Below are 21,528 nucleotides of genomic sequence, written 5' to 3' on the forward strand. Positions count from 1 at the left end.
CCCTACTAGCCCCCGGTGACGGAGCGGCACCCTCCGGAGGCGCGCTGTGCACGGGCGGACGCGTACAGACATACGGCGGCGGCGGTCGCGAGGTTCAGACTCTCCGCCTTTCCGTGGATGGGGACGCGCACGACGGCGTCCGTCAGCGCGCGGGTCTCCTCCGGGAGCCCCCACGCCTCGTTGCCGAAGACCCAGGCGGTGGGCCCGCCCATGGTGCCCTTGTCCAGTTCGTCGTCGAGGTCGTCCTGCCCCGCCCCGTCGGCGGCGAGGATGCGCACCCCGGCGTCCTTGAGTCCTTGGACGGCCCGCTCCACGGGCACGCCCACGGCGACGGGCAGGTGGAACAGCGAGCCGACCGACGCCCGTACGGCCTTGGGGTTGTAGAGGTCGACAGAGGCGTCGGTGAGCACGACGGCCTCGGCGCCCGCCGCGTCCGCGCACCGCAGTACGGTTCCGGCGTTCCCCGGGTCGCGGACGTGCGCCAGGACGGCGACGAGCTTCGGCCGGGCCGCGAGGATGTCCTCGAAGGGGGTGTCCAGGAACCGGCAGACGCCGACGAGCCCCTGCGGGGTGACGGTGGTGGAGATGTCCGCGATCACGTCCTCGTCGGCGAGGTGCACCCGGGCGCCCGCGGCCCGGGCGTCGCCGACGATGTCGGCGTACCGCTCGGCCGCCTCGACGGTGGCGAAGAGCTCCACGAGCGTGGCGTCGCCGCCGGCCCGGTGCGCGGCCGCCTCGCGCACGGCCTGCGGTCCCTCGGCGAGGAACAGCCGGTCCTTGCCCCGGAAGTTCCGCCGGGCCAGCCGCCGGGCGGCGGACACACGCGGCGAGCGCGGGGAGATCGACTCGGGGGCGGCGGGCATGGGTTCACCTTCGGGGTTCACGACACGACAGGGAGGGTGGCGGAGTCTCACCGGCACGGCGGGTACGCCTGCCCGGGACGGCGGGTACGCAGTCCCGGCCGCGGGCGGGGCGGGGCCGGTGTGCCCGGGGCGCGGGGCCCCCGGACGCAGGCGGACCCGCAGGCCGTGACGGCCTGCGGGTCCGATGCACTACCGGTTCGAGCCGGCGTCGAGCGTCAGGCGGCCTTCGGCGCGTTGACGTCCGAGGGGAGCGCCTTCTGGGCGACCTCGACGAGCGCGGCGAACGCGTTGGCGTCGTTGACGGCCAGCTCCGCGAGGATCTTGCGGTCCACCTCGATGTTGGCGGCCTTCAGACCCTGGATGAAGCGGTTGTAGGTGATGCCGTTGGCGCGGGCAGCGGCGTTGATGCGCTGGATCCACAGCTGACGGAAGTCGCCCTTGCGCTTCTTGCGGTCGTTGTAGTTGTAGACCAGCGAGTGGGTGACCTGCTCCTTGGCCTTGCGGTACAGGCGCGAACGCTGACCGCGGTAGCCGGAGGCCGCTTCGAGGATCGCCCGGCGCTTCTTGTGGGCGTTGACTGCCCGCTTGACGCGTGCCACTTGTTTAACTCCTTGTAGCGGGGCCGTGGAGGTGGTCACACGGCCCGGAATAGATGGGGTCCCGGTCCAGACGTACGGCGCGTGGGCGCCGCCGCGTCACTTGCCGAGAAGCTTCTTGATCTTCTTGGCGTCGCCCGGGGCCATCTCGGCGTTGCCGGTGAGGCGGCGCGTCAGGCGCGACGACTTGTGCTCGAGCAGGTGGCGCTTGCCGGCACGCTCGCGGAGCACCTTGCCGGAGCCGGTGATCTTGAAGCGCTTGCTGGCACCGCTGTGCGACTTGTTCTTCGGCATAGCGCCGTTCTCTCCTCGTCAGTGGCGCTCCGGTGCCCGGTCGTGAAACCGGGCACACAGGAACGTCATGTGTATGGGTTGGCATCCCTGGACCGCGTTCCCGGGGCTCCCGGACTGTCGTCCTGGGGGCTCCGGGGCCGTCGCCCCGGGATCAGGCCTCGGCGGACGCCTCGGCCGGTGCCTCGGCGGTCTCGGCGCCGGTGGTGATGTCCTCACCCTCGACGTCGCTCTCCGCGGCGTTCTGCGACTTGCCCGGGTTGGCCTTCGCTTCCGCCTTGCGAGCCGCCTGGGCCTCACGGGCCTCGGCCATCGCCTCGGTCTTCTTCTTGTGCGGACCGAGAACCATGATCATGTTCCGGCCGTCCTGCTTCGGGCTCGACTCGACGAACCCGAGGTCCTCGACGTCCGAAGCGAGACGCTGCAGCAGTCGGTAGCCGAGCTCCGGCCGGGACTGCTCGCGACCACGGAACATGATCGTGATCTTGACCTTGTCGCCCTGCTTGAGGAACCGGACGACGTGACCCTTCTTCGTGTCATAGTCGTGCGGGTCGATCTTCGGCCGGAGCTTCATCTCCTTGATGACCGTGTGCGCCTGGTTCTTGCGCGCCTCACGGGCCTTCATGGCCGACTCGTACTTGAACTTCCCGTAGTCCATGAGCTTGCAGACGGGCGGGCGAGCTGTCGCCGCCACCTCGACCAGGTCGAGGTCGTACTCCTGAGCAAGCTCAAGGGCCTTGGCAAGCGGAACAATCCCGACCTGCTCGCCGCTAGGACCGACAAGTCGCACTTCGGGAACGCGAATCCGGTCGTTGATGCGGGGCTCGGCGCTGATGGATCCTCCTCGGTAGCACCACACGGCGGTCTGGCGGACAGCCGCGTATGTCTCTGATGACACTTCGACCAACCGCCGCGGGGCATGAAAAATGCCCCTGACGGGACACAGGCGGGGCTCCAACGGCTACCGGAGCACCGCCGCGGTCTACCGCGGGGCGCACTTCGGGCGACTCCATCGTCCGTACGGAACGATGGGGACCGCCTGACCGGGTGACCCGCCGTCCCGGAGGACAGTCGGGTGGGAGATCGGAGCCTCCACTTGTGGGCCGGAGCACATAGGTGTCCGACCGGTCGTTACACAAGGTTAGCAGCTTCGGCCGGGCACGGCTAACCGAGGCGGACCGGGCCGTCCGCCGCGGCCCCGGCGGGCGGCCGGACGGGCGGGACGGGGCTGAGTACGGGACCGGGCCGCCGTGGACCTATCGTGGGGGCCATGAGTGACACCCCTCCCCAGAACCCCGACTTCGACACCATGGCCCGCGACATCGCCGAGGTCCCCGCGGTCGAGGTGATCGTGACGGTCGCCGTCAACCTGATGAGCGCCGCCGCCGTGAAGCTCGGTCTGACGGAGGAGGGCGACGAGCACAAGGACTTGGACGAGGCCCGCAAGCTGGTGCACGCGCTGGCCGGCCTGCTCGACGCGAGCACCACCGAGATCAGCTCCTTCCACGCCGCGCCGCTGCGGGACGGCCTGAAGTCGCTCCAGCTGGCGTTCCGCGAGGCGTCCTTCGTCCCGGACGAGCCGGGACAGGGCCCGGGCGAGAAGTACACGGGCCCCGTCTACGGCTGACTCACACCTCTCGTACGTACAGGGGCTCGCCCGGCGGCGTCGCCCCGGCCGGCAGCAGTGCCAGGTCGAGGCCGCGCACCAGGCGGGCCCTCAGTGTCTCGTCGCCCGCCAGCCGCTCGGCGATCGCACGGGCGGCCTCGGCGGGCGCCGCGGACGGATCGAGGACCAGGGCCAGGGTGCCGTCCGCCCGGCCCGGGCCGAGGTGGGCGCGGAGCACGGCGGGCTCGGCCGCGAGCGCCGTCCGTACGGCCTCGGCGACGGCCGGGTCGCGCAGGGGGTCCGTGCTGGTCCGCCCCTCGGCGAGCGCGAGCAGCGCGGGGCCGGTCAGCTCGTAGGGCACCGGCCCGGCCAGGTCCAGCAGCAGCGTGTCGGCCTTCTCGTGCGCCGCGGCCCGCAGGGCCTGGTGCAGCGGTACGGCGACGGGGCGGGCCTGCGGGTCCCAGCGGGCGAGGGACTCGGTGGAGGTGAACGCGGGCAGGGCCGTGCGGTTCCCGGCCTTCAGGGTCGGCACCGCCATGTCGCTGGTCTTCTCGTGGCGCAGGCCGTTCTCGTCCTCCTCCACCTCGCCGAGGACGGCGACGACGGGCACCAGCAGCCGGGCGCCCTTGAGTGCCTCCAGGACCGGGGACTCCGCGCCGCGGTCCTCCGCCCAGGCCGCGAGTGCCGCGGCGAGCCGGGGGTCGGCGGAGCCGTCGTCGTCGGGGAAGCCGGAGTCGGGAATGTTCTTGTTCGCCACGGTCACCGACCCTATCGGTGGGACGGCGCCGCGCTTCCGCGGCCCTGGTAACGCGGTGTTCACACCGCTCACGGGTTTCTCAGGATTCCCTGACACACATCTAACGTCCCGCTGACGGTACGCACAGTCCGCACGGCCAGCATCGCGGGCATGAGGTCTCCCCGCTCCCGCCGCCGTGCCCGTGCGCCCCGGCGCGTCCTGCCGTACGCCGTGGTGGCCGCCGCCGTGGTGGTGGGTGTCACCGGGGCGGGGACCGTCTTCATGAGGGGCGGCGCGCACGCGGGCACCGGCGCCGTATCGTCCTCGGCGGCGACCCCGGCGTCGCGGGCGGCCGGTGAGGAGGCGTCGGTGGCACCTGTGGCGGAGCCCTCCGCGGACCGGGACGCGCTGCTGGCGGCGGCCATGCGGCGGGTGGGCGTCGAGGACGGCGCCGACGTGTCGTTGGCCGTGCTGGACCTGGAGTCGGGTGAGAGCGCGGCGTACCGGGACGGCACCTTCGACACGGCCAGCATCGTCAAGGTGGACATCCTGGCGGCCCTGCTGCTCCGGGCTCAGGACGCCGGGCGCCGGCTGACCGCGGCGGAGCGGACGTACGCCGCCGCGATGATCGAGCACAGCGACAACGCGTCCGCGACGGCACTGTGGGGCGCGATCGGCGGGGCGGCCGGGCTGGACGCGGCGAACGAGCGCCTCGGGCTGACCGGGACGAAGGCCGGGGACGGTGGGCTGTGGGGGCTGACCCGGACCACGGCGGCCGACCAACTCGTGCTGCTCCGGCAGGTGTTCGGGGACGACTCGGAACTGAGCGACGCCTCGCGGACGTATCTCCGGGAGCTGATGGGCTCGACGGCCGCCGGCCAGGACTGGGGTGTCTCGGCGGCCGCCTCCCCGGCCTCCGGGTCGGACTGGGCGCTCAAGAACGGCTGGCTGCCGCGGAGTTCGACGGGCCGGTGGGACATCAACAGCATCGGGCGGGTCACGGCCGACGGGCACGATTACCTGGTGGCGGTGCTGTCGGACGGCAACACCACGAAGGAGAGGGGCGTTTCGCTGGTCGAGGCGGCGGCGAAGGCGGCGGTCTCGGCGTTCCGGCGGACCGGCGGATAGCGCGTCCCCCGTGCGGGCGGACGGAAGCTAGGAGTCGTACCCGTGGCTGTTCCTGCGGCCGCGCCACAGGACGACCGCGGCGGCGAGCAGCACCGCGCCGAGGCCGCCGGCGAGCGGCCCCGCCCAGCCGGAGGAGTCGCCTTCCCCGGCCGCGTCGGGACCCGGGCCGAAGTACCGCCGGCCGTACGCCGCCGAGCGCAGTCCCTCCGGTTCCAGCCGGCCGCCCGCCTCGATGGCGGCGGCGGGATCGACGAAGCCGAACCCGCGGGAGTCGTCGCGGCCGCCGTCGGGCGCGTTGCGGGCGGTGTCCTCCAGGAGCTGCTTGACCTGGGCGGGTGCGAGCCCCGGGTGGGCGGCCTTGACCAGCGCGGCGGCTCCGGAGACGAACGCGGAGGCGGCGCTGGTGCCCCAGCCCTCGTAGTACCGGTCGTCGGGGTCCGCGATCACGACGTCGACGCCCGGGGCGCTGACGGTGGCGTACCAGCGGCGGGTGGAGAACGGGGCGCGGGTGCCGGCCCGGTCGACGGCGGTGGCCGCGATGACACCGGGGTACGCGGCCGGATACGAGATGTGGTCGCCCTTCTCGCCGCCGTTGCCGGCCGAGGCCACCACCACGGCGCCCTTCTTCAGGGCGTGCTGCACCGCCTCGTCCTCGGCGGGCTCGGGATGGGCGGACTTGGAGTCGTCGCCGAGGGAGAGGTTGATGACGTCGGCGCCGTGGTCGGCGGCCCAGCGGATGCCCTCGGCGAGGGCGTTGCCGCGGGTGTTGCGGGCCTTGCCGCGGGCGGAGTCGCCGTCTTCGAGGATGACGCGCACGGGGAGGATCTTCGCCTCGGGGGCGATGCCCATGACCCCGTCGCCGTTGCCCGCGCCGTGTCCGTGGCCGGCGATGATGCCGGCCATGGCGGTGCCGTGCCGGGCCCAGGACCGGTCGCCGCGGCGGGCGCCGAACCCGACCATGTCCTTGCCGGTGAGCACGTTGCCCGCCAGGTCCGGGTGCTGGGCGTCGACGCCGGTGTCGAGGACGGCGACGGTGATCCCGGCGCCCTTCGTCGTGCGCCAGGCCTGCTCGGTGTGCAGGGCGTCGAGGGCCCACTGCTGGGCCCGTATGCCGTCGGCGTGGGCGCCGGTGGACGGCAGCAGCGCCAGCGAGCCGGCGAGGAGCACGGTGAGGAGGCGGCCGGAGGCGCGGTTCACGACGGCCTCCTGGTGACCGTGGTGACCTTCTTGCGCAGGCCGCGCTCGACGCGGTCGGCGAGGCCCTGCGCCTCGTGGCCGAGGCCGGCCTGGGCGGGGGCCGTGGTGGCTCCGGACGCGGTGGCGTCGGGCGCGGGCTGCGGGGTGGCGACGGTGCGGCCGTCGGCGAATCCGGAGACCGCGTAGACGACGACGGGGGCGTCGGTGAGGACCGACACCGTCCAGGAGGCGCGCTGCCGGTCGCCGAAGCCCTGGGCCGCGGTGCCCTTCGCGGCGTACGGGCGGGGCATCAGGTCGGCGCGCCGGTCCAGGCGCTCCCGCTGGAACCGGTTCTTCAGGGAGGTCATGCCCGCGGCGTCGGCCTTCGTGAACAGCAGCCCGACGGTGGTGAGGTGGCTGCGGGTGGCGTCCGTGTAGGTGGCGCGCAGGAGCCGCAGGCAGCCGACGGGGGCGAGTGCCTTGCGCAGCAGCGGGTCGAAGGCGTCCTGGCAGCCGCTGTCCGGGGCGACGGCTATCCGGGTCCACGTGCGGTCGGCGCCGCCGGGTCCCGCGCCGTCGCCCTTCACCACGGGCGGGAAGAGCCCGTCGACGGGGATGCCGTGCCAGAGGTTCCCGGCGGCCGCGAACGCGCCCGGCGATCCGGCTTCCGCCGCGCTGTCGCCGGTGAGCCAGCTCCCGGTCGCGGCACCGCCGATGAGCCCGAGCCCGAGGACGGCGCAGGCGGCGGCCGTGAGGACCCGGGGGCGGGTCCGCCGCTGCCGGCGCGCGGTGTCGTCGTACGTCTCGGGCTCCCCGAACGACACGTGGGGACGCCCCTGCGAGGGGTCCGGGCGGCGGGCGGCGGGAACGGCCGCGGACGGCGCCGCGCCGTCGCGGGGATCGTGGTCGCGCAGGGGGCGCAGCCGCCGGGTGGTCTCGCCGGGGGCGTCCTCGGGTACGGCGGTACGCCGGGGCGGTGCGGCGGGGGGCGTGGGCATGCCGTTCCGGCGGAGGCGGTGGTCCGTCCCGGCGGCGCCCGCGGGGGGTGCGTCGGGGAAGCGTGCCGAGGCCGGCGGCGGGGGCGGGGTCGTGGCCGGCGTCGTCGGGGTGCCGGCCGCCGCGGCCTCCGGACGGCTCCGCGGCGTCCGCGGCCCGTCGGCGGAGGCGGGCCGCCGGGCGGCGGTATCTCCCGCGGACGGCCTCGCGGCGGGGTTCGTCGGCGCCTGTCCCGGCGGGGGCGGGAACCCGGGGGCGGGCGCCGGGCGCCCGCCGGGCCGGGACGGGTCTCCCGGGGCGGGCGCGGGCCGGCGGCCCGGCTCGGCGGTCCCGACCGGGGCGGGCGCCGGGGTGCGGGGCCGGTAGGGAGGCGGGGGCGGGGCCGCCGCCGTGCCGGGACGGAGCGGGGTACCGGGGCGGGAGGAGGGCACCGGCGGGACGGCGGACGCGGAGTCCGGGCCGGGCGGCGGCACCGGGGTGTCGTCCGCGGTGAAGTCCTCGCCGGGGGGCGACGGCGGGCGGGGCGGCGACGGCGGGCGCGGGGGAATGGACGCGCGGCGCGCTTCCGTGCTCATGCACCCCCCGATCCTCGTCCCGGGCCCTCGGCCCGCGTCGGAGATCGTGCGGGTCGCTTCACACGTGCCGGGAGGAGCTCGTCCGGCACGGTCAGGCATACCCGTGCGGACGCACCGTCACCCCGGCCGCGACCGGCCCGGGCAAGGCCGTTCCTCCCTGCGTGCGCGTCACTCTACGGGTTGACGCGGGCCCGGAGGGAACCAGTCCGCAGGCCCGGGGCATCTGCCCGGAACGTCCCCCTACCCTGCGGTAATCCTGTCTGGCAGGCTTCGTTCATGACCGTCCGCGCCGCAGACCGGGCCCGCTACGACCGGGCCACCGCTCACCTCGACGCCCCCGTCGCGATCGTGGACCTGGGGGCTTTCGACGCGAACGCCGACGACCTCGTCCGCCGGGCGGGGGGCAAGCCGATCCGCGTGGCCAGCAAGTCCGTGCGCTGCCGGGCCCTGCTGGAACGGGTCCTGGCGCGGGACGGCTTCGCGGGCATCATGTCGTTCACGCTGGCCGAGTCCCTGTGGCTCGCGTGCTCCGGCTTCGACGACGTCCTGCTCGCCTACCCCTCGGCGGACCGGACGGGCTACGCCGAGCTGGCGGCCGACCCGAAGCTCGCGGCGGCCGTCACCGTCATGATCGACGACATCGCTCAGCTCGACCTGATCGACGCCGCACGGCAGGGCGGCACCGAAGTCGTCCGGGTCTGCCTGGAGTTGGACACCTCGTTCAAGCTGCTCGGCGGCCGGGTCCGGGTCGGGGCGCGCCGCTCGCCGCTGTATTCGGCCGCCCAGGTCGCCGAGCTGGCCCGCGCGGTGGTCCGGCGGCCCGGTTTCGAGCTCGTGGGGATCATGGCGTACGAGGGGCACATCGCCGGTGTCGGCGACTCGCTCGCCGGGCGGCCGGTGCGGTCGCGCGCCATCCGGCTCATGCAGACCGCCGCCCGCAGGGAACTCGCGGAGCGGCGCGCCGACGTGGTGCGCGCGGTGCGGGCCGTCGCGCCCGGCCTGGAGTTCGTCAACGGCGGCGGCACGGGCAGCGTGCAGCACACCGCGGCCGAGGACGCGGTGACCGAGATCGCGGCGGGGTCGGGACTGTACGTGCCGCGTCTCTTCGACAACTACACGTCGTTCAGCGGGCGTCCGGCTGCCCTGTTCGCGCAGCCGGTGGTCCGCAGGCCGGGTGTCGGGGTCGTCACGGTGCTGGGCGGCGGCTACCCGGCGTCGGGCGCCCCCGGGGCCGACCGGCTGCCGGTGCCGTACCTGCCCGAGGGGCTGCGGTACGACCCCCAGGAGGGGCCCGGCGAGGTGCAGACGCCGCTGCTGGGCTCGCCCGCGGACGATCTGCTCATCGGCGACAAGGTGTGGTTCCGGCACGCCAAGGCGGGCGAACTGTGCGAGCGGTTCGAGGAGTTGCACCTGGTGGAGGGCGACTCCGTGACGGCGGCCGTCCCGACGTACCGCGGGGAAGGGCAGACGTTCCTCTGACACGGACCGACGTGGCCTGAACTCACCTGGCCCGGCGTGACCTGGCCTGATCCCCAACCCGGTTCCTGGCGCGGGGTGTTCGTCCGGTCCGGGTCAGGCTCGGCTCCGCGCAGTCCCGACCGGTTCGAACTCCCCGTCGACGGGCTCGACCCGGCCCGCTCCCGGAGGTGCTATCGGCCGGGCCCGATGCTGCTGCCCACTCCCCCGCCGGTGTCCGCGTCCCCGACCGGCCGGATGCCCCTGGTGATCTCGTCCATGTCGGAGACGGGCGGTCCCCCGTCCCCGGCGTCGAAGGCGAAGCGGACGATGACCGGCGACTGGGAGCCGGTGCTGGAGGGGAAGGCCAGCGACTCCACGTAGCCGCCCGGCCCGACCCCGGTCCTGACCCGCCAGCGCACGAAGTACCCGGCCCGGCCCGCGACGGCCACCGAGCCTGCCTTCACCACCTCGTGCGACGTGATGCCCCGGTACGGGCGCTTGTCGAGCTGGTCGCGGTCGTAGGCGCTGTTCGCCGCGTCCTCGATGTCGTTCTCCGCGAGCGCCTTGGGTGATTTCTCGTCGTTGGCGGTGACCGTGCGTGAGACGACCCTGCCGTGCCGGCACAGACCGGGGTCGCCGGGACACTCGTAGGTGCCCGGTGTGGTCATGACGACGTCGTCCTCGGACACGTTCTCGGCCTTCACCCAGCCGTCGACCAACGGCAGCGTGATGCCGTTGAGTTCGTCCACGACGACGGTCGGGTCACCGGCGGTGCTCGCGGACGGGCTTGGCGAGGTGCCGGTGGGGACGGAGGTGGGCGAGGCGCTGCCCGGCGCGGTCCTGCTCTGCGTGCCGCCGCCGTCGTCGTCCCGGCCGAGGAGCACGGCGCCCGTCACGATCGAGGCGACCAGGACGGCTCCGGCGGTGGTGAGCGCGACGACTCCGGCCCGGCGTGAACCGCTCCCCGAGGCGGGCACCGGCCGGGCGAGCGGCTCGGGGAGGGCCTCCGGCTGACGCCGGTGGTCGGTCCACGCGGTCCCGTCCCACCAGCGCTCGGTGAGCGGATAGGACGGGTCGCGGTACCAGCCGGGCGGGGGCGTCATGCTCATCCCGGCACTCTAGGACGTGACGCGGACACCGGTACACGGGGCTCAGTGGACGGCGTCCTCCTGGTCGGGCACGACCGAGCCGTCCTCCCGCGGGACGGGTCCCCGGGCGCCGTCCGGTTCGTTGTACGCGCTCGTGGAGCACGGGTACGGGTCCGGCTTCGGCGGAAGGGGGTCGATGAACATCGGGTTGACGACCCAGCGCCCGTCGGCGTCGTCGTACGCCCGGCACATGACCTCGCTCTTGTTGCGGTTGAGGACGAGGTGCGCGCCGGTGGCGTCGCCGACGAAGGTGACGTCGGTGTCGGCGTCCCCGCCGGCGATCGCCGGGCGGTGCCGCCGGTCCTGGCGCTCCCAGGCCGCGGCGCCCTCGACGCCGTAGATCTCCTGGTTGATCCAGCAGCGCTTGCCGTCGATGTACGGGATGGCCTCGCCCCGGTTCTCCGGTACGTCGCCGCAGCCCTGGTTCCAGGTGGTGATCCGGCCGTGCCGGTCGAGGACGGAGCGGATGGCGATGGTGTGCCGTGCGTCGACGCCGACGCCGCGCGACCAGACCTCGGTGACGGGTTCGGAGCCGGCCGAGACGATGTAGACGTCGAACCCGGCCCGGCGCAGGGTGCGGATCAGGTCGCGCTGCTGGTCGTAGTAGCGGACGTACGCGGGGACGGTGTGGGTGCCCAGGGTGCGGGTCGCGCCGACGGGTGCGGCGAGCGCCTCGGCCCGCGCCCGGCGGGCGTACGAGGAGAGTTCGGCGACGGTGTGCCCGGCGAACAGCTGGGGCACCCAGGCGTACTGGGGCACGGTGCGCCGGTGGTCCCACCGCCCGGCGAAGGCCGCGGCGCCGCTCATCGTCCTGCCGGTCTCGCGGATCTCCACGATCTCGTCGGTGCAGCGGGGCCGCGTGGACGTCGGCAGGGGCGCGCCCGCCGGCACGTCGGTGCCGCAGGCCGCGCTGAGGGCGCTGTCGGCTGCACCGGTGAGCCATGCGCTGGTGTCGCGCCAGCTCCTCGGGCGCAGGATCCTGTCGTGCCGCAGGGCCCAGGAGATGGTGGCGTCGGTGACGTCGTTCTTGGTGACGGTGTTGTCCCAGTCGAAGGCGGCGACGGGGTGGCCGCCCCGCCCGGCACAGCTGCCCCGCTCGTCGACGACCCGCTGGAGGTGGGCGCGGTTGTCGCCGTACCAGGGCAGGTGCCGGGAGAGCCGCGGGCAGGGCGGGCGCGGGTCGGCCGGTGCCGCGCCGGCGGCCGGCGCGGCCGCCAGCGCGGCGGCCGCGACCGTGGTCCACACGAGAACGTGTCGGTATCGCATGGAATGTGGACCGTACACGGGGCGGGCCGCCCGGTCAGAGAGGCGTGACGTACGCGCCCGAGATGCCGCCGTCGACCAGGAAGTCGGTGGCGTTCACGAACGAGGAGTCGTCACTGGCGAGGAACGCGACCGCCGCGGCGATCTCGTCGGCCTCGGCGAAGCGGCCGACGGGGATGTGCACGAGCCGGCGCGCGGCCCGCTCCGGGTCCTTGGCGAACAGCTCGCGCAGCAGCGGGGTGTTGACCGGGCCGGGGCACAGGGCGTTCACCCGGATGCCGTCGCGCGCGAACTGCACGCCCAGCTCACGGGACATGGCGAGGACGCCGCCCTTGGACGCGGTGTAGGAGATCTGCGAGGTGGCCGCGCCCATCCGGGCCACGAAGGACGCCGTGTTGATGATGGAGCCCTTGCCCTGGCGGCGCATGTAGGGGATGGCCGCCTTGCAGCACAGGTAGACGGAGGTGAGGTTGACCTCCTGGACCCGCTTCCACGCCTCCAGGCCGGTGTCCAGGATGGAGTCGTCGTCGGGCGGGGAGATGCCCGCGTTGTTGAACGCGATGTCGACCGAGCCGTAGGTGTCGAACGCGGCCCGGAACAGCGCCTCCACCTCGTCGGGGTCGGTGACGTCGGTCTTCACGAAGATCCCGCCGGTCTCCTCGGCGGCCGCCTTGCCGCTTGTCTCGTCGACGTCGCCGCAGACGACGTGGGCGCCCTCGGAGGCGAGCCGGCGCGCGGTGGCGAGTCCGATGCCGCTGCCGGCACCGGTGACGACGGCGGTACGGCCGACGAGTCGGCGGCAGACGGGTGCGTCAGTCGATGCGGTCACTGTGCGGGGCCCTCCGTGCTGATGAAGACGTTCTTCGTCTCGGTGAAGGCGGTGAGGGCGTCGGGGCCGAGTTCACGGCCGATCCCCGACTGCTTGAAACCGCCGAAGGGAGTCCAGTAGCGGACGCTGGAGTGGGAGTTGACGGACAGGTTGCCGGCGCGGACGGCCTGCGAGACGCGCAGCGCCCGTCCGACGTCCCGCGTCCAGACGGAGCCGGCCAGGCCGTACTCGGTGGCGTTGGCGAGGCGGACCGCGTCGGCCTCGTCCTCGAAGGGGAGGACGACGGCGACCGGCCCGAAGACCTCCTCCACGGCCACCCGGGCGTCCGGGGCCACGCCGGTGAGCACGGTCGGCGGGAACCAGAAGCCGGGGCCCTCGGGCGCCTTGCCGCGGATGCCGGGGGCGTCGGCGGGGACGTAGGACCGCACGCGGTCCAGCTGTCTCCGGGAGATCAGCGGGCCCATCGCGGTCCGCTCGTCGGCCGGGTCGCCGACGGTCACCGATTCGACGGCGGGCGCGAGGAGTTCGAGGAAGCGGTCGTACGCGGGGCGCTGCACGAGGATGCGGGTGCGGGCGCAGCAGTCCTGGCCGGAGTTGTCGAGGAAGGACATGGGGGCGGCGGCCGCTGCGGCGTCGATGTCGGCGTCGGCGAAGACGATGTTGGGGCTCTTGCCGCCGAGTTCGAGGGTGACGCGCTTCAGGTGGGCGGCTCCCTTCGCCAGCACCTGTCTGCCCACGGCCGTCGACCCGGTGAAGACGACCTTGGCGACGCCCGGGTGCTCGACGAGGGCGTTGCCCGCGACCGGGCCCGTCCCCGGGAGGACCTGGAAGAGGTGCTCGGGCAGGCCCGCTTCCAGGGCGAGTTCGGCGAGCCGGAGGGCGGTGAGGGGGGTGGTCTCGGCGGGTTTGAGGACGACCGCGTTGCCCGCGGCGAGCGCGGGGGCCGTGCCCCAGGCGGCGATCGGCATCGGGAAGTTCCACGGCGCGATGACCGCGACGACGCCGAGCGGTTCGAGGAGGGTGATGTCCAGGCCGCCGGGGACCGGGATCTGACGGCCCATCAGCCGCTCCACTCCCCCGGCCGCGTAGTCGAGGAGGTCGCGGACGTTGCCCGCCTCCCAGCGGGCGTTGCCGATGACGTGACCGGCCTCGCGGACCTCCAGCCGGGCCAGCTCTTCGAGACGGCCGTCGACGACCGCCGCGAACCGGCGCAGCAGGCGGGCGCGTTCGCCCGGCGCGAGGGCGGCCCAGCGGGCCTGGGCGCGGGTGGCCCGCGCGACGGCGGCGTCGACGTCCTCGGCGGTGGCGGCCGGGACGGTGGCGACGACCTCGGCGGTGGCGGGGTTCAGGACCCTCAGCTCGCCCTCCCCGGTGTCGTGGCCTGCGTACTGGTCGGACGTGTCGGACACGGAGGGCCTCACATGCGTTCGAAGGAGCGGCGCAGCTCCCAGTCGGTCACCGCGGCGTCGAAGGCGTCCAGCTCGACCCGCGCCATGTTGCGGTAGTGCGCGACCACCTCGTCACCGAAGGCGGCGCGGGCGATGGGGCTGTTCTCCCAGAGCTCGGCGGCCTCGCGCAGGGTGGTGGGGACGTGGTCGTAGTCGGCCGTGTACGCGTTGCCCGTGCAGGGCTCCGGCAGCTCCAGCTCGTGCTCGACGCCGTACAGGCCGGCCGCGACGAGTCCGGCGACGGCCAGGTGCGGGTTGACGTCCCCGCCGGGCAGCCGGTTCTCGAAGCGCATCGAGCGGCCGTGGCCGACCACGCGCAGGGCGCAGGTGCGGTTGTCGTGGCCCCAGGCGACGGCGGTCGGCGCGAAGGAGCCGGGCTGGAACCTCTTGTACGAGTTGATGTTCGGGGCGTACAGCAGCGAGAAGTCGCGGAGCGCGGCGAGCTGGCCGGCGAGGAAGTGCCGCATGACCTGGGACATCCCGCCGGGCCCGTCGCCCGCCATGGCATTGGCGCCGTCCTGGTCGGCCAGCGAGAGGTGGATGTGGCAGGAGTTGCCCTCGCGCTCGTCGTACTTGGCCATGAAGGTGAGCGAGACGCCCTCCTGCGCGGCGATCTCCTTGGCCCCCGTCTTGTAGACGGCGTGCTGGTCGCAGGTGACGAGCGCCTCGTCGTACCGGAAGACGATCTCGTGCTGGCCGGGATTGCACTCGCCCTTGGCGGACTCGACGGTCAGGCCCGCGGCCTGCATCTCGTTGCGGATGCGGCGCAGCAGGGGCTCGATCCGGCCGGTGCCGAGGACCGAGTAGTCGATGTTGTACTGGTTGGCGGGTGTCAGTCCCCGGTAGTGCGCGTCCCACGCCTGCTCGTAGGTGTCCTTGAAGACGATGAACTCCAGCTCCGTGCCGACCCGGGCGGTGTAGCCGAGTCCGGCGAGCCGGTCGAGCTGGCGGCGCAGGATCTGGCGGGGCGCCGCGACCACCGGGGAGCCGTCGTCCCAGGCCAGGTCGGCGATGAGCAGGGCGGTGCCCTCGTTCCAGGGGACCCGGCGCAGGGTGGTGCGGTCCGGGTGCATGGCGAAGTCGCCGTAGCCCCGCTCCCAGGAGGACATGTCGTAGCCCTCGACCGTGTTCATCTCGGTGTCGACGGCGAGCAGGTAGTTGCAGCCCTCGGTGCCGTGCTCCAGGACCTCGTCGAGGAAGAAGCGTGCGGCGAACCGCTTGCCCTGGAGCCGCCCCTGCATGTCGGGGAAGGCCAGGACGACCGTGTCGATCTCACCGCCCGCGACGAGGGCGTGCAGCTCCTCGACACCGAGCGGGGGTGTGCGGTCTGCCACGGGAAGGGCCTCCTTCGGTCAGCCGGAAGCCATAAGGTATTGCGGGGAACCATTGGTTGGGAAGGGGGCACGGCCGGATGTCGCAGACGGATCCCGGCGGTGACGCGGGCGGTTTCGCGGACCGGCTGACGCCGGTGCTGCGGCCGGTGCGGGCGGGCAACGGCTTCGAGGAGGCGCTGGAACAGATCCTGCAGGTCGTCCGGCTCGGCCTGGTGCCCGGCGGCGAGCGGCTGCCGGCCGAGCGGGAGCTGGCGGAGCGGCTGGGGATCAGCCGGGTGACGCTGCGCGAGGTGCTGAAGGTGCTCCAGGACGAAGGGCTGGTCGAGTCCCGGCGCGGCCGGTACGGCGGCACGTTCGTGCGGGCGCGCACCGACGCGGCCGGCGAGGACGAGCTGCGGCGCCGCAGCCGGGCGGTCGACATCGAGGACGTGCTGCGCTTCCGGGAGGTCCTGGAGGTGGGCGCGGCCGGGCTCTGCGCCACCCACCGCCTCACCGCGGAGCAGGCGGCGCGGCTGCGCGGGGCGCTGGCCGGCACGCACGACGCCCCGCTGGCGGAGTACCGGCGGCTGGACACCCTGCTGCACCTCACGCTCGCCGAGCTGTCCGGTTCGCCCTCGCTCGCGGCCCGGTACGCGGCCGTGCGCGCGAGCCTCAACGACCTGCTCGACTGCATCCCCCTGCTGGTGCGCAACCTGGAGCACTCGCAGCGCCAGCACATCGCCCTGGTCGAGGCGGTGCTGGACGGGGACGCGGACGCGGCCCGGGAGATCGCGCGCGAGCACTGCGCGGGGACGGCGGCCCTGCTGCGCGGCTTCCTGACGTGATCCGCCGGCGGCCCGCCAGGACTTGCTTTCCCTCCGCCCGTCCCGCAAAGGTATGAACGTGCTCCATTGAATCCCGGAGCAGGCGTCCCTTCCGCGCGGGAGGGCCCCGCCGCACGACGGCACGAGGAGGGCAGCGTGGGCAGACCGCTGATCGGCGTGAGTACGTACTACGAGACCGGTGTGCGGTGGGGCGTGTGGACGCTCGACGCCGTGCTGCTGCCGGACGGCTATCCGCGGCTGGTGCGGGAGGCCGGCGGACTCGCCGTCATGCTGCCGCCGGACGATCCGGCGTACGCCGCCCAGACCGTCGCCCGCCTGGACGGCGTGGTCGTGGCGGGCGGACCGGACGTCGACCCCGCCCGCTACGGCGCCGAGCGCTCCCCGCTCACGGGGCCGCCCGCACATGCCCGGGACGCCTGGGAACTCGCGCTGATCGAGGCCGCGTTGGCGTCCGGGACCCCGCTGCTGGGGATCTGCCGGGGGATGCAGCTGCTGAACGTGGCCCTCGGCGGCACCCTCGTGCAGCACCTGGAGGGGCACGTGAAGGACGTCGGCGTCTTCGGGGAGCACGAGGTGTGGCCCGTGCCCGGGACCCGCTACGCGGACGCCGTACCCGAGCCCGCCGCCGTACCGGCGTACCACCACCAGGCGGTGGAACGCCTCGGCGAGGGCCTGATCGCCTCGGCCCACGCGGACGACGGGACGATCGAGGCGGTCGAACGCCCCGGCGCTTCCTGGGCGCTCGGGGTGCAGTGGCACCCCGAGATGGGCGAGGACCCCCGCGTCATGCGGGCCCTGGTCCGGGCCGCCTCGTCCTGAGCGACGGCCGACTCATCCGCTCGCCCGGCCGCCGCGAGCCCCTTGGGTCCGGCCATCGGCCCGTACGGCGGCGACGTACGGGTGCGCCGCGTCGGCGCCGGGCGCCCCGCTCTTCACGGAGGCGGTGATCCACCGCCCCGGCGGAACCGGCGTCACCATCGAGGCAGGGCAGCCTCGCCCCGGCCCGGGCCGCCTCGTCCCGAGCGACGCGCAGGCACATCCGCTCGCCAAGGTCTCGCAGGCACGGCGCGGGCCCTCTGGCCGCGAATGCGAAGACTCCCCGGGCACGGCCGCGCGGACTTACTGGGCGCGACTCCGAAGGCCCCCTCGCACGGCCCCGCGGGCTTCCTAGGCGCGGCTCCGGGTCAGGGTCAGCAGATCCCTCGCCGGGCCCGTCGGGCGGTGACCCGTGGGCCACACCGCGCGGAGCGAGCGGTGCAGCCGCACGTCGGCCAGCGGAATGCCGACCAGGCGGTGGGAGGACAGTTCCTCGCCGAGGGCGAGTTCGCTCAGCACCGCGGGACCCGCGCCGCTCACCGCCGCCGCCTTGACCGCCGTCGTGGAGGACAGTTCGAGCAGCGGCAGGGCCAGCCCGCCGAGAGCCGCGTCGAGGACCTGCCGGGTGCCCGAGCCCTTCTCCCGGAGGATGAGGGGCGTGGCCGCCAGCTCCGACGCCGCCAGCGGAGCCCGCCGCCGGGCCCACGGATGGCTCGGCGCCACCACCACGATCAGGTCGTCGTGCGCGATGACCACCGAGTCCAGCCCGGCCGGGGCAGACAGCCCCTCCACGAAACCCAGATCGGCCTCGTCGGCCAGCAGCCGTTCGGCGACCGCCGCCGAGTTGCCCGCGAGCAGCGACACCGCCGTGCCGGGGCGCTGGGCGCGCAGCGCGATCAGCCATCCCGGCAGCAGGTACTCGGCGATCGTCATGCTCGCCGCCACCCGCAGCCGCGAGTCACGGCGGCCCCGCAGCGCCTGCGCGCCCGCGTCGAACGCCTCCGCCGCCTCGACGATCCGCCGCGCCCAGTCGGTGACCAGTACCCCCGCGTCGGTCAGCCGCGAGCCGCGCGGCGAGCGGTCCACCAGGGCGACGCCGAGCTGCCGCTCCATGGAACGGATCCGGCTGCTCGCCGCCGGCTGCGTGATGCCCAACTCACGAGCGGCCCGGCCGAGGCTCCCCAGCCGCGCCACGGCCAGCAGCAGCTCCAGCGCGCCGAGGTCGGGCACCCGGTGCGCGAGGCCGGCCGGCTGCGCCGCTCCGCCCGCCGGCTGCGGTTCCTCAGCCATTCCCATCACGCCCACGCTCCTCGCCCATAAACCCAGCTTATGTCCTCATAGACGCATAGTCCCTGGTGGGGGGCCGGCCCCGGCGGCACCGTGGACCCATGGTCACCGCAGCCCAGCCCCTCTCGCTCCTCCCCGCCGCCGAGTCCCGCCGCCCGCGGGCGGTCGCCGTCCGGCACCTGGGGCCGAACTGGTACGCGTGCGTGATGGGCACGGCGATCGTGGCCACGGCGGGGGCGGGACTCCCCGGGCACGTCCCCGGGCTGCGGACCGTCTGCGCGGGCGTCTGGACGCTCTCACTGCTCGCGCTCGCCGTCCTGCTCGGCGCCCGGACCCTGCACTGGGTCCACCACCGCGACCAGGCCCGCGCACATCTCCTCGACCCCGCCGTGGCGTCCTTCTACGGCTGCCTCGCGATGGCCCTGGTCGCCGTCGGCGGGGGCGCGCTCGTCGTCGGCGAGAGCTGGATCGGCACCGGCGCGGCGCTCGCCCTCGACGCGGTGCTGTTCACCGCCGGTACGGCCGTCGGGCTGGCCGCGGCGGTGGCGGTGCCGTACCTCATGGTGACCCGGCACCGGGCCGCTCCCGGCTCGGTCACGCCGGTGTGGCTGCTGCCCGTCGTCGCGCCGATGGTGTCCGCCGCCGCGGGCCCGCTCCTGGTGCCCCACCTGCCGCCCGGACAGGCCCGGGAGAGCCTCCTGTTCGCCTGCGTCGCGCTGTTCGGCCTGAGCCTGCTGGCCACCGCGCTGATGCTCCCGCTGGTCTTCGCCCGCCTGCTGTCCGCCGGGCCGCTCCCGCTCGCCCTGACCCCGGCCCTGTTCCTGGTCCTCGGTCCGCTCGGCCAGTCCACGACCGCCGTCGACAAGTTCGCCCGGTACGCCCCCGGAGCCGTCCCGGTCCCGTACGAGCGGGGCCTCGGGGTCCTCGCGGTCCTGTACGGCGTACCGGTCATGGGGTTCGCCCTGCTCTGGCTGTGCCTGGCCGGCGCGCTGGTGCTGCGGGCGCGGCGCCGGGGCATGCGGTTCACCATGACCTGGTGGGCGTTCACCTTCCCGGTGGGGACGTGCGTCACGGGCGCGGAGGGGCTCGCCCGGCGCACCGGGCTCGTCGCGTTCGACGCCCTGGCGGTCGCCCTGTTCGCGCTGCTCGTGGGGGCCTGGGCGGTGGCCGCCGTCCGGACGGGGCGCGGGCTGGTCAGCGGCGAGCTGCTCGCAGCGCCGCGCCGATGACCCGCGGGGCCTCGGCCAGCGAGGGCCCGTACCAGGTGAGATGGCGCCCGCTGACGAGCGCGCAGGGGGTTCCCGCGAACGCCTCGGGCCCGTCCTCGGCCGTGAAGCGGTAGGGCTCGTCGGGCAGCACCACGAGGTCGGGGCCCGCCGCGCGGAGGTCCTCCAGGGGAACGCGCGGGTAGCGCTCGGCGTGCTCCGCGTACAGATGGTCCACGCCCAGCCGGGCCAGCACGTCCCCGGCGAAGGTGTCCCGGCCGAGCACCATCCAGGGCCGCCGCCAGATCGGCACGACGGCGGTCGTACGGCGTGACGGGCCGCCCTCCCACGCGAGCGACCCCGGCGGCCCCGCCCACGCCGCCTCCGCCTCGTCGAGCCATCGCGGACGTCCCTTCGCCCCGCAGGCCCGCAGCACGCGGTCCAGCTCACGGAAGGCGCCGGGCACGTCGCGCACCTCGGTGACCAGGACCTCGACGCCGGCGGCGCGCAGGGCGGCGAGGTCGGTTTCCCGGTTCTCCTCCTCGTTGGCGACGACCAGGTCGGGGGCGAGCCGGCGGACCGCGTCGACGTCGGGGTTCTTGGTGCCCCCGATCCGGGCGACGTCGAGGCCCGCCGGGTGCGTGCACCAGTCGGTGGCGCCGACGAGGGCGCCGGGCAGCGACTCGGCGACGGCCTCCGTCAGCGAGGGCACGAGCGACACCACGCGGGTCGCCGCGCCCCGTGAGCCGGTCATGACGGTGTCTCCTCACCAGGTTCCGGGACGGCGGACGAAGGGACCGGCCGGTCAGCGGCCGCCGAAGGCGTGCCGGTCCTCCACCGCGTCGATGTGGTCGGCGACGGCGACGACGACGACCCGGGTGTCCGGCACGGTCGCCCGCCACCGGTGCCGCACGCCGCCCGTCAGGTACAGGGTGTCGCCGCGCCCGAGACGGTGCGCCCGCCCCTCCGCCTCGACCTCCACGGCGCCGTCCGCGACGTACATCAACTGGTCGTTGCGGTGCTGGAGTTCGCGGCCCGCGTCGTGGTCGCCGGTGAACTCCGTGGCGTGCAACTGGTGGTGACCGCGCACCAGGGGGCGCACATGGGCTTCGGGGGTGAGTTCGGCACCGTCGGAGCGCACGACGTCGACACTGCACGCCGGGTCGGCCGCGGCGAGCAGTTCACCCGCGGTGGTGTCCAGGGCGCCTGCGACCCGCTCCAGGCTGCGCCTGCTGGGCCGGGCACGCTCGTTCTCGACCTGGCTGAGGAAGGGCACCGACAGGCCGCTGCGCTCGGCCACGACGGCGAGGGTGAGCTCCAGTGCCCGGCGCCGCCGCCGGACGGCCGCGCCCACCCGCAAGGGCTGTTCTTTGTGGTCGCCCATAGCTCCGGCTCCCTCCTTCGCTCGTCGGTCCACCGCTTCCGGCCACTTCCCCACCGCGCTGCTTCTGATGAGTTGTCTGCACCCTACGCATGTTCGGCAAACCGTTTCACGCGGCCGTCACATCGCCGTCATGCGGGAGGACCGCCGGGGTCACGGTTCGCGCCAATCGACATGCTGTCCGGACCAGTCCGGCGCCGCGTCCTCCCGGAGGACGAAAACGCTGGGCAGCAGCTCCGGGCGGGCCCCCCGGGCCGGTGGACAGGCCCGCCGGGGGACCGGCGGAGGCGCGGCTGCCGCCGTGGGTGGCGCGAGGCGGGCGGCCGGTCCGTCCGGTGGCGGGAACGCGGGCGTCCGTCCGCCGGCCGCCGACGTCGCCGCGGGGGCACCGGCCCGCGATCAGGACGAGGACGGCGCCGCCGGGCCCCGGCCGGGAGTCCCCACCTGTGCCGCCGCCGGTCCCCCGGGGCTGCGGGGCGCGGCGGCCGCGTACCGCTGTGGGGTTGTCCGGATTCCGTCGGTGGAGACGCCGGCGCCCGCGGGAACGCCACGAGGGGTGGGTCTCGCC

At 74.5% G+C, this 21,528-nt stretch carries 21 protein-coding genes; 6 read left to right on the plus strand and 15 right to left on the minus strand.

The window, feature by feature from the left end:
- Positions 1-5: 5 nt before the first annotated feature.
- From ACWGIS_RS29780 to infC, 4 genes are all read right to left on the minus strand, one after another.
- The gene (locus ACWGIS_RS29780) at positions 6-863 is read right to left on the minus strand and encodes a TrmH family RNA methyltransferase (protein WP_453365563.1); all 858 of its coding nucleotides are present in this window, start codon (positions 861-863) and stop codon (positions 6-8) included.
- A gap of 215 nt (positions 864-1,078) precedes the next feature.
- Positions 1,079-1,462 (minus strand): 50S ribosomal protein L20, encoded by a 384-nt coding sequence (gene rplT / locus ACWGIS_RS29785; RefSeq protein WP_030356289.1) that lies wholly within the window; start codon positions 1,460-1,462, stop codon positions 1,079-1,081.
- 96 nt (positions 1,463-1,558) lie between these two features.
- Positions 1,559-1,753 carry a 50S ribosomal protein L35 gene (gene rpmI, locus ACWGIS_RS29790; protein WP_003947156.1) on the minus strand — a complete coding sequence of 65 codons (195 nt, stop codon included), beginning with the start codon at positions 1,751-1,753 and terminating at the stop codon, positions 1,559-1,561.
- A 151-nt stretch (positions 1,754-1,904) separates the two neighbouring features.
- Positions 1,905-2,609 carry a translation initiation factor IF-3 gene (infC, locus tag ACWGIS_RS29795; RefSeq protein ID WP_453365583.1) on the minus strand — a complete coding sequence of 235 codons (705 nt, stop codon included), beginning with the start codon at positions 2,607-2,609 and terminating at the stop codon, positions 1,905-1,907.
- Between the two features lie 411 nt (positions 2,610-3,020).
- Between infC and ACWGIS_RS29800 the strand changes: the two genes are divergently transcribed.
- On the plus strand, positions 3,021-3,377 hold the full coding sequence (locus ACWGIS_RS29800; RefSeq protein WP_453365564.1) for a DUF1844 domain-containing protein: 357 nt from the start codon (positions 3,021-3,023) through the stop codon (positions 3,375-3,377).
- 1 nt (position 3,378) lies between these two features.
- Here ACWGIS_RS29800 and ACWGIS_RS29805 read toward each other — a convergent pair whose 3' ends face one another.
- Positions 3,379-4,113, minus strand: coding sequence for an SseB family protein (locus ACWGIS_RS29805; protein WP_453365565.1), 735 nt, complete (start codon positions 4,111-4,113; stop codon positions 3,379-3,381).
- A 150-nt stretch (positions 4,114-4,263) separates the two neighbouring features.
- Here ACWGIS_RS29805 and ACWGIS_RS29810 point away from each other — a divergent pair, with 150 nt between their 5' ends.
- The gene (locus ACWGIS_RS29810) at positions 4,264-5,220 is read left to right on the plus strand and encodes a serine hydrolase (RefSeq protein WP_453365566.1); all 957 of its coding nucleotides are present in this window, start codon (positions 4,264-4,266) and stop codon (positions 5,218-5,220) included.
- Between the two features lie 27 nt (positions 5,221-5,247).
- Here the strand turns inward: ACWGIS_RS29810 and mycP are convergent, their stop codons facing one another.
- On the minus strand, positions 5,248-6,417 hold the full coding sequence (mycP, locus tag ACWGIS_RS29815) for a type VII secretion-associated serine protease mycosin (protein ID WP_453365567.1): 1,170 nt from the start codon (positions 6,415-6,417) through the stop codon (positions 5,248-5,250).
- A complete protein-coding gene (locus tag ACWGIS_RS29820; RefSeq protein WP_453365568.1) occupies positions 6,414-7,394 on the minus strand; it encodes a hypothetical protein in 981 nt (326 codons plus the stop codon). Before ACWGIS_RS29820 ends, mycP begins: the two co-directional genes overlap by 4 nt.
- Before the next feature lie 849 nt (positions 7,395-8,243).
- On the opposite strand from ACWGIS_RS29820, the gene ACWGIS_RS29825 reads away from it, so the two are divergent.
- Positions 8,244-9,446: an amino acid deaminase/aldolase gene (locus ACWGIS_RS29825; protein WP_453365569.1), complete on the plus strand. Its 1,203-nt coding sequence runs from the start codon at positions 8,244-8,246 to the stop codon at positions 9,444-9,446.
- A gap of 170 nt (positions 9,447-9,616) precedes the next feature.
- Here ACWGIS_RS29825 and ACWGIS_RS29830 read toward each other — a convergent pair whose 3' ends face one another.
- The 5 genes from ACWGIS_RS29830 to ACWGIS_RS29850 are packed head-to-tail and all read right to left on the minus strand — an operon-like array spanning position 9,617 to position 15,447.
- A complete protein-coding gene (locus ACWGIS_RS29830) occupies positions 9,617-10,534 on the minus strand; it encodes a DUF2510 domain-containing protein (RefSeq protein ID WP_453365570.1) in 918 nt (305 codons plus the stop codon).
- A 42-nt stretch (positions 10,535-10,576) separates the two neighbouring features.
- Entirely contained in the window at positions 10,577-11,839 is a 1,263-nt protein-coding gene (locus ACWGIS_RS29835) for a haloacid dehalogenase-like hydrolase (RefSeq protein ID WP_453365571.1), read from the minus strand.
- A gap of 34 nt (positions 11,840-11,873) precedes the next feature.
- Positions 11,874-12,665: a 3-oxoacyl-ACP reductase gene (locus tag ACWGIS_RS29840; RefSeq protein ID WP_453365572.1), complete on the minus strand. Its 792-nt coding sequence runs from the start codon at positions 12,663-12,665 to the stop codon at positions 11,874-11,876.
- A complete protein-coding gene (locus ACWGIS_RS29845) occupies positions 12,662-14,074 on the minus strand; it encodes an aldehyde dehydrogenase family protein (RefSeq protein ID WP_453365573.1) in 1,413 nt (470 codons plus the stop codon). Before ACWGIS_RS29845 ends, ACWGIS_RS29840 begins: the two co-directional genes overlap by 4 nt.
- An 8-nt stretch (positions 14,075-14,082) precedes the next feature.
- Positions 14,083-15,447, minus strand: coding sequence for a glutamine synthetase family protein (locus ACWGIS_RS29850; protein WP_453365574.1), 1,365 nt, complete (start codon positions 15,445-15,447; stop codon positions 14,083-14,085).
- A 77-nt stretch (positions 15,448-15,524) separates the two neighbouring features.
- Between ACWGIS_RS29850 and ACWGIS_RS29855 the strand changes: the two genes are divergently transcribed.
- Positions 15,525-16,271 carry a FadR/GntR family transcriptional regulator gene (locus ACWGIS_RS29855; RefSeq protein WP_453365575.1) on the plus strand — a complete coding sequence of 249 codons (747 nt, stop codon included), beginning with the start codon at positions 15,525-15,527 and terminating at the stop codon, positions 16,269-16,271.
- Between the two features lie 135 nt (positions 16,272-16,406).
- Positions 16,407-17,090 carry a gamma-glutamyl-gamma-aminobutyrate hydrolase family protein gene (locus tag ACWGIS_RS29860; protein WP_453365576.1) on the plus strand — a complete coding sequence of 228 codons (684 nt, stop codon included), beginning with the start codon at positions 16,407-16,409 and terminating at the stop codon, positions 17,088-17,090.
- 348 nt (positions 17,091-17,438) lie between these two features.
- Here the strand turns inward: ACWGIS_RS29860 and ACWGIS_RS29865 are convergent, their stop codons facing one another.
- Positions 17,439-18,383, minus strand: a complete 945-nt coding sequence (locus tag ACWGIS_RS29865) for a LysR family transcriptional regulator (protein WP_453365584.1) — start codon at positions 18,381-18,383, stop codon at positions 17,439-17,441.
- A 92-nt stretch (positions 18,384-18,475) separates the two neighbouring features.
- On the opposite strand from ACWGIS_RS29865, the gene ACWGIS_RS29870 reads away from it, so the two are divergent.
- The gene (locus ACWGIS_RS29870; protein ID WP_453365577.1) at positions 18,476-19,603 is read left to right on the plus strand and encodes a TDT family transporter; all 1,128 of its coding nucleotides are present in this window, start codon (positions 18,476-18,478) and stop codon (positions 19,601-19,603) included.
- Here the strand turns inward: ACWGIS_RS29870 and ACWGIS_RS29875 are convergent.
- Together ACWGIS_RS29875 and ACWGIS_RS29880 are read right to left on the minus strand one after the other, a co-directional pair.
- Positions 19,569-20,333 (minus strand): helical backbone metal receptor, encoded by a 765-nt coding sequence (locus ACWGIS_RS29875; RefSeq protein ID WP_453365578.1) that lies wholly within the window; start codon positions 20,331-20,333, stop codon positions 19,569-19,571. The genes ACWGIS_RS29870 and ACWGIS_RS29875 overlap by 35 nt on opposite strands.
- Before the next feature lie 51 nt (positions 20,334-20,384).
- Positions 20,385-20,963: a helix-turn-helix domain-containing protein gene (locus tag ACWGIS_RS29880; RefSeq protein WP_453365579.1), complete on the minus strand. Its 579-nt coding sequence runs from the start codon at positions 20,961-20,963 to the stop codon at positions 20,385-20,387.
- Between the last annotated feature and the right edge of the window lie 565 nt (positions 20,964-21,528).

The organism is Streptomyces sp. NPDC054842 (assembly GCF_053611025.1).

Bases quoted from the DNA above. Each gene is read 5' to 3' on its own strand.
- ACWGIS_RS29865 (WP_453365584.1), bottom strand. From the start codon at position 18,383: ATGGGAATGGCTGAGGAACCGCAGCCGGCGGGCGGAGCGGCGCAGCCG.
- ACWGIS_RS29835 (WP_453365571.1), bottom strand. From the start codon at position 11,839: ATGCGATACCGACACGTTCTCGTGTGGACCACGGTCGCGGCCGCCGCG.
- ACWGIS_RS29855 (WP_453365575.1), top strand. From the start codon at position 15,525: ATGTCGCAGACGGATCCCGGCGGTGACGCGGGCGGTTTCGCGGACCGG.
- ACWGIS_RS29800 (WP_453365564.1), top strand. From the start codon at position 3,021: ATGAGTGACACCCCTCCCCAGAACCCCGACTTCGACACCATGGCCCGC.
- ACWGIS_RS29810 (WP_453365566.1), top strand. From the start codon at position 4,264: ATGAGGTCTCCCCGCTCCCGCCGCCGTGCCCGTGCGCCCCGGCGCGTC.
- ACWGIS_RS29780 (WP_453365563.1), bottom strand. From the start codon at position 863: ATGCCCGCCGCCCCCGAGTCGATCTCCCCGCGCTCGCCGCGTGTGTCC.
- ACWGIS_RS29825 (WP_453365569.1), top strand. From the start codon at position 8,244: ATGACCGTCCGCGCCGCAGACCGGGCCCGCTACGACCGGGCCACCGCT.
- ACWGIS_RS29880 (WP_453365579.1), bottom strand. From the start codon at position 20,963: ATGGGCGACCACAAAGAACAGCCCTTGCGGGTGGGCGCGGCCGTCCGG.
- rpmI (WP_003947156.1), bottom strand. From the start codon at position 1,753: ATGCCGAAGAACAAGTCGCACAGCGGTGCCAGCAAGCGCTTCAAGATC.
- ACWGIS_RS29830 (WP_453365570.1), bottom strand. From the start codon at position 10,534: ATGAGCATGACGCCCCCGCCCGGCTGGTACCGCGACCCGTCCTATCCG.
- ACWGIS_RS29820 (WP_453365568.1), bottom strand. From the start codon at position 7,394: ATGCCCACGCCCCCCGCCGCACCGCCCCGGCGTACCGCCGTACCCGAG.
- ACWGIS_RS29870 (WP_453365577.1), top strand. From the start codon at position 18,476: ATGGTCACCGCAGCCCAGCCCCTCTCGCTCCTCCCCGCCGCCGAGTCC.
- ACWGIS_RS29875 (WP_453365578.1), bottom strand. From the start codon at position 20,333: ATGACCGGCTCACGGGGCGCGGCGACCCGCGTGGTGTCGCTCGTGCCC.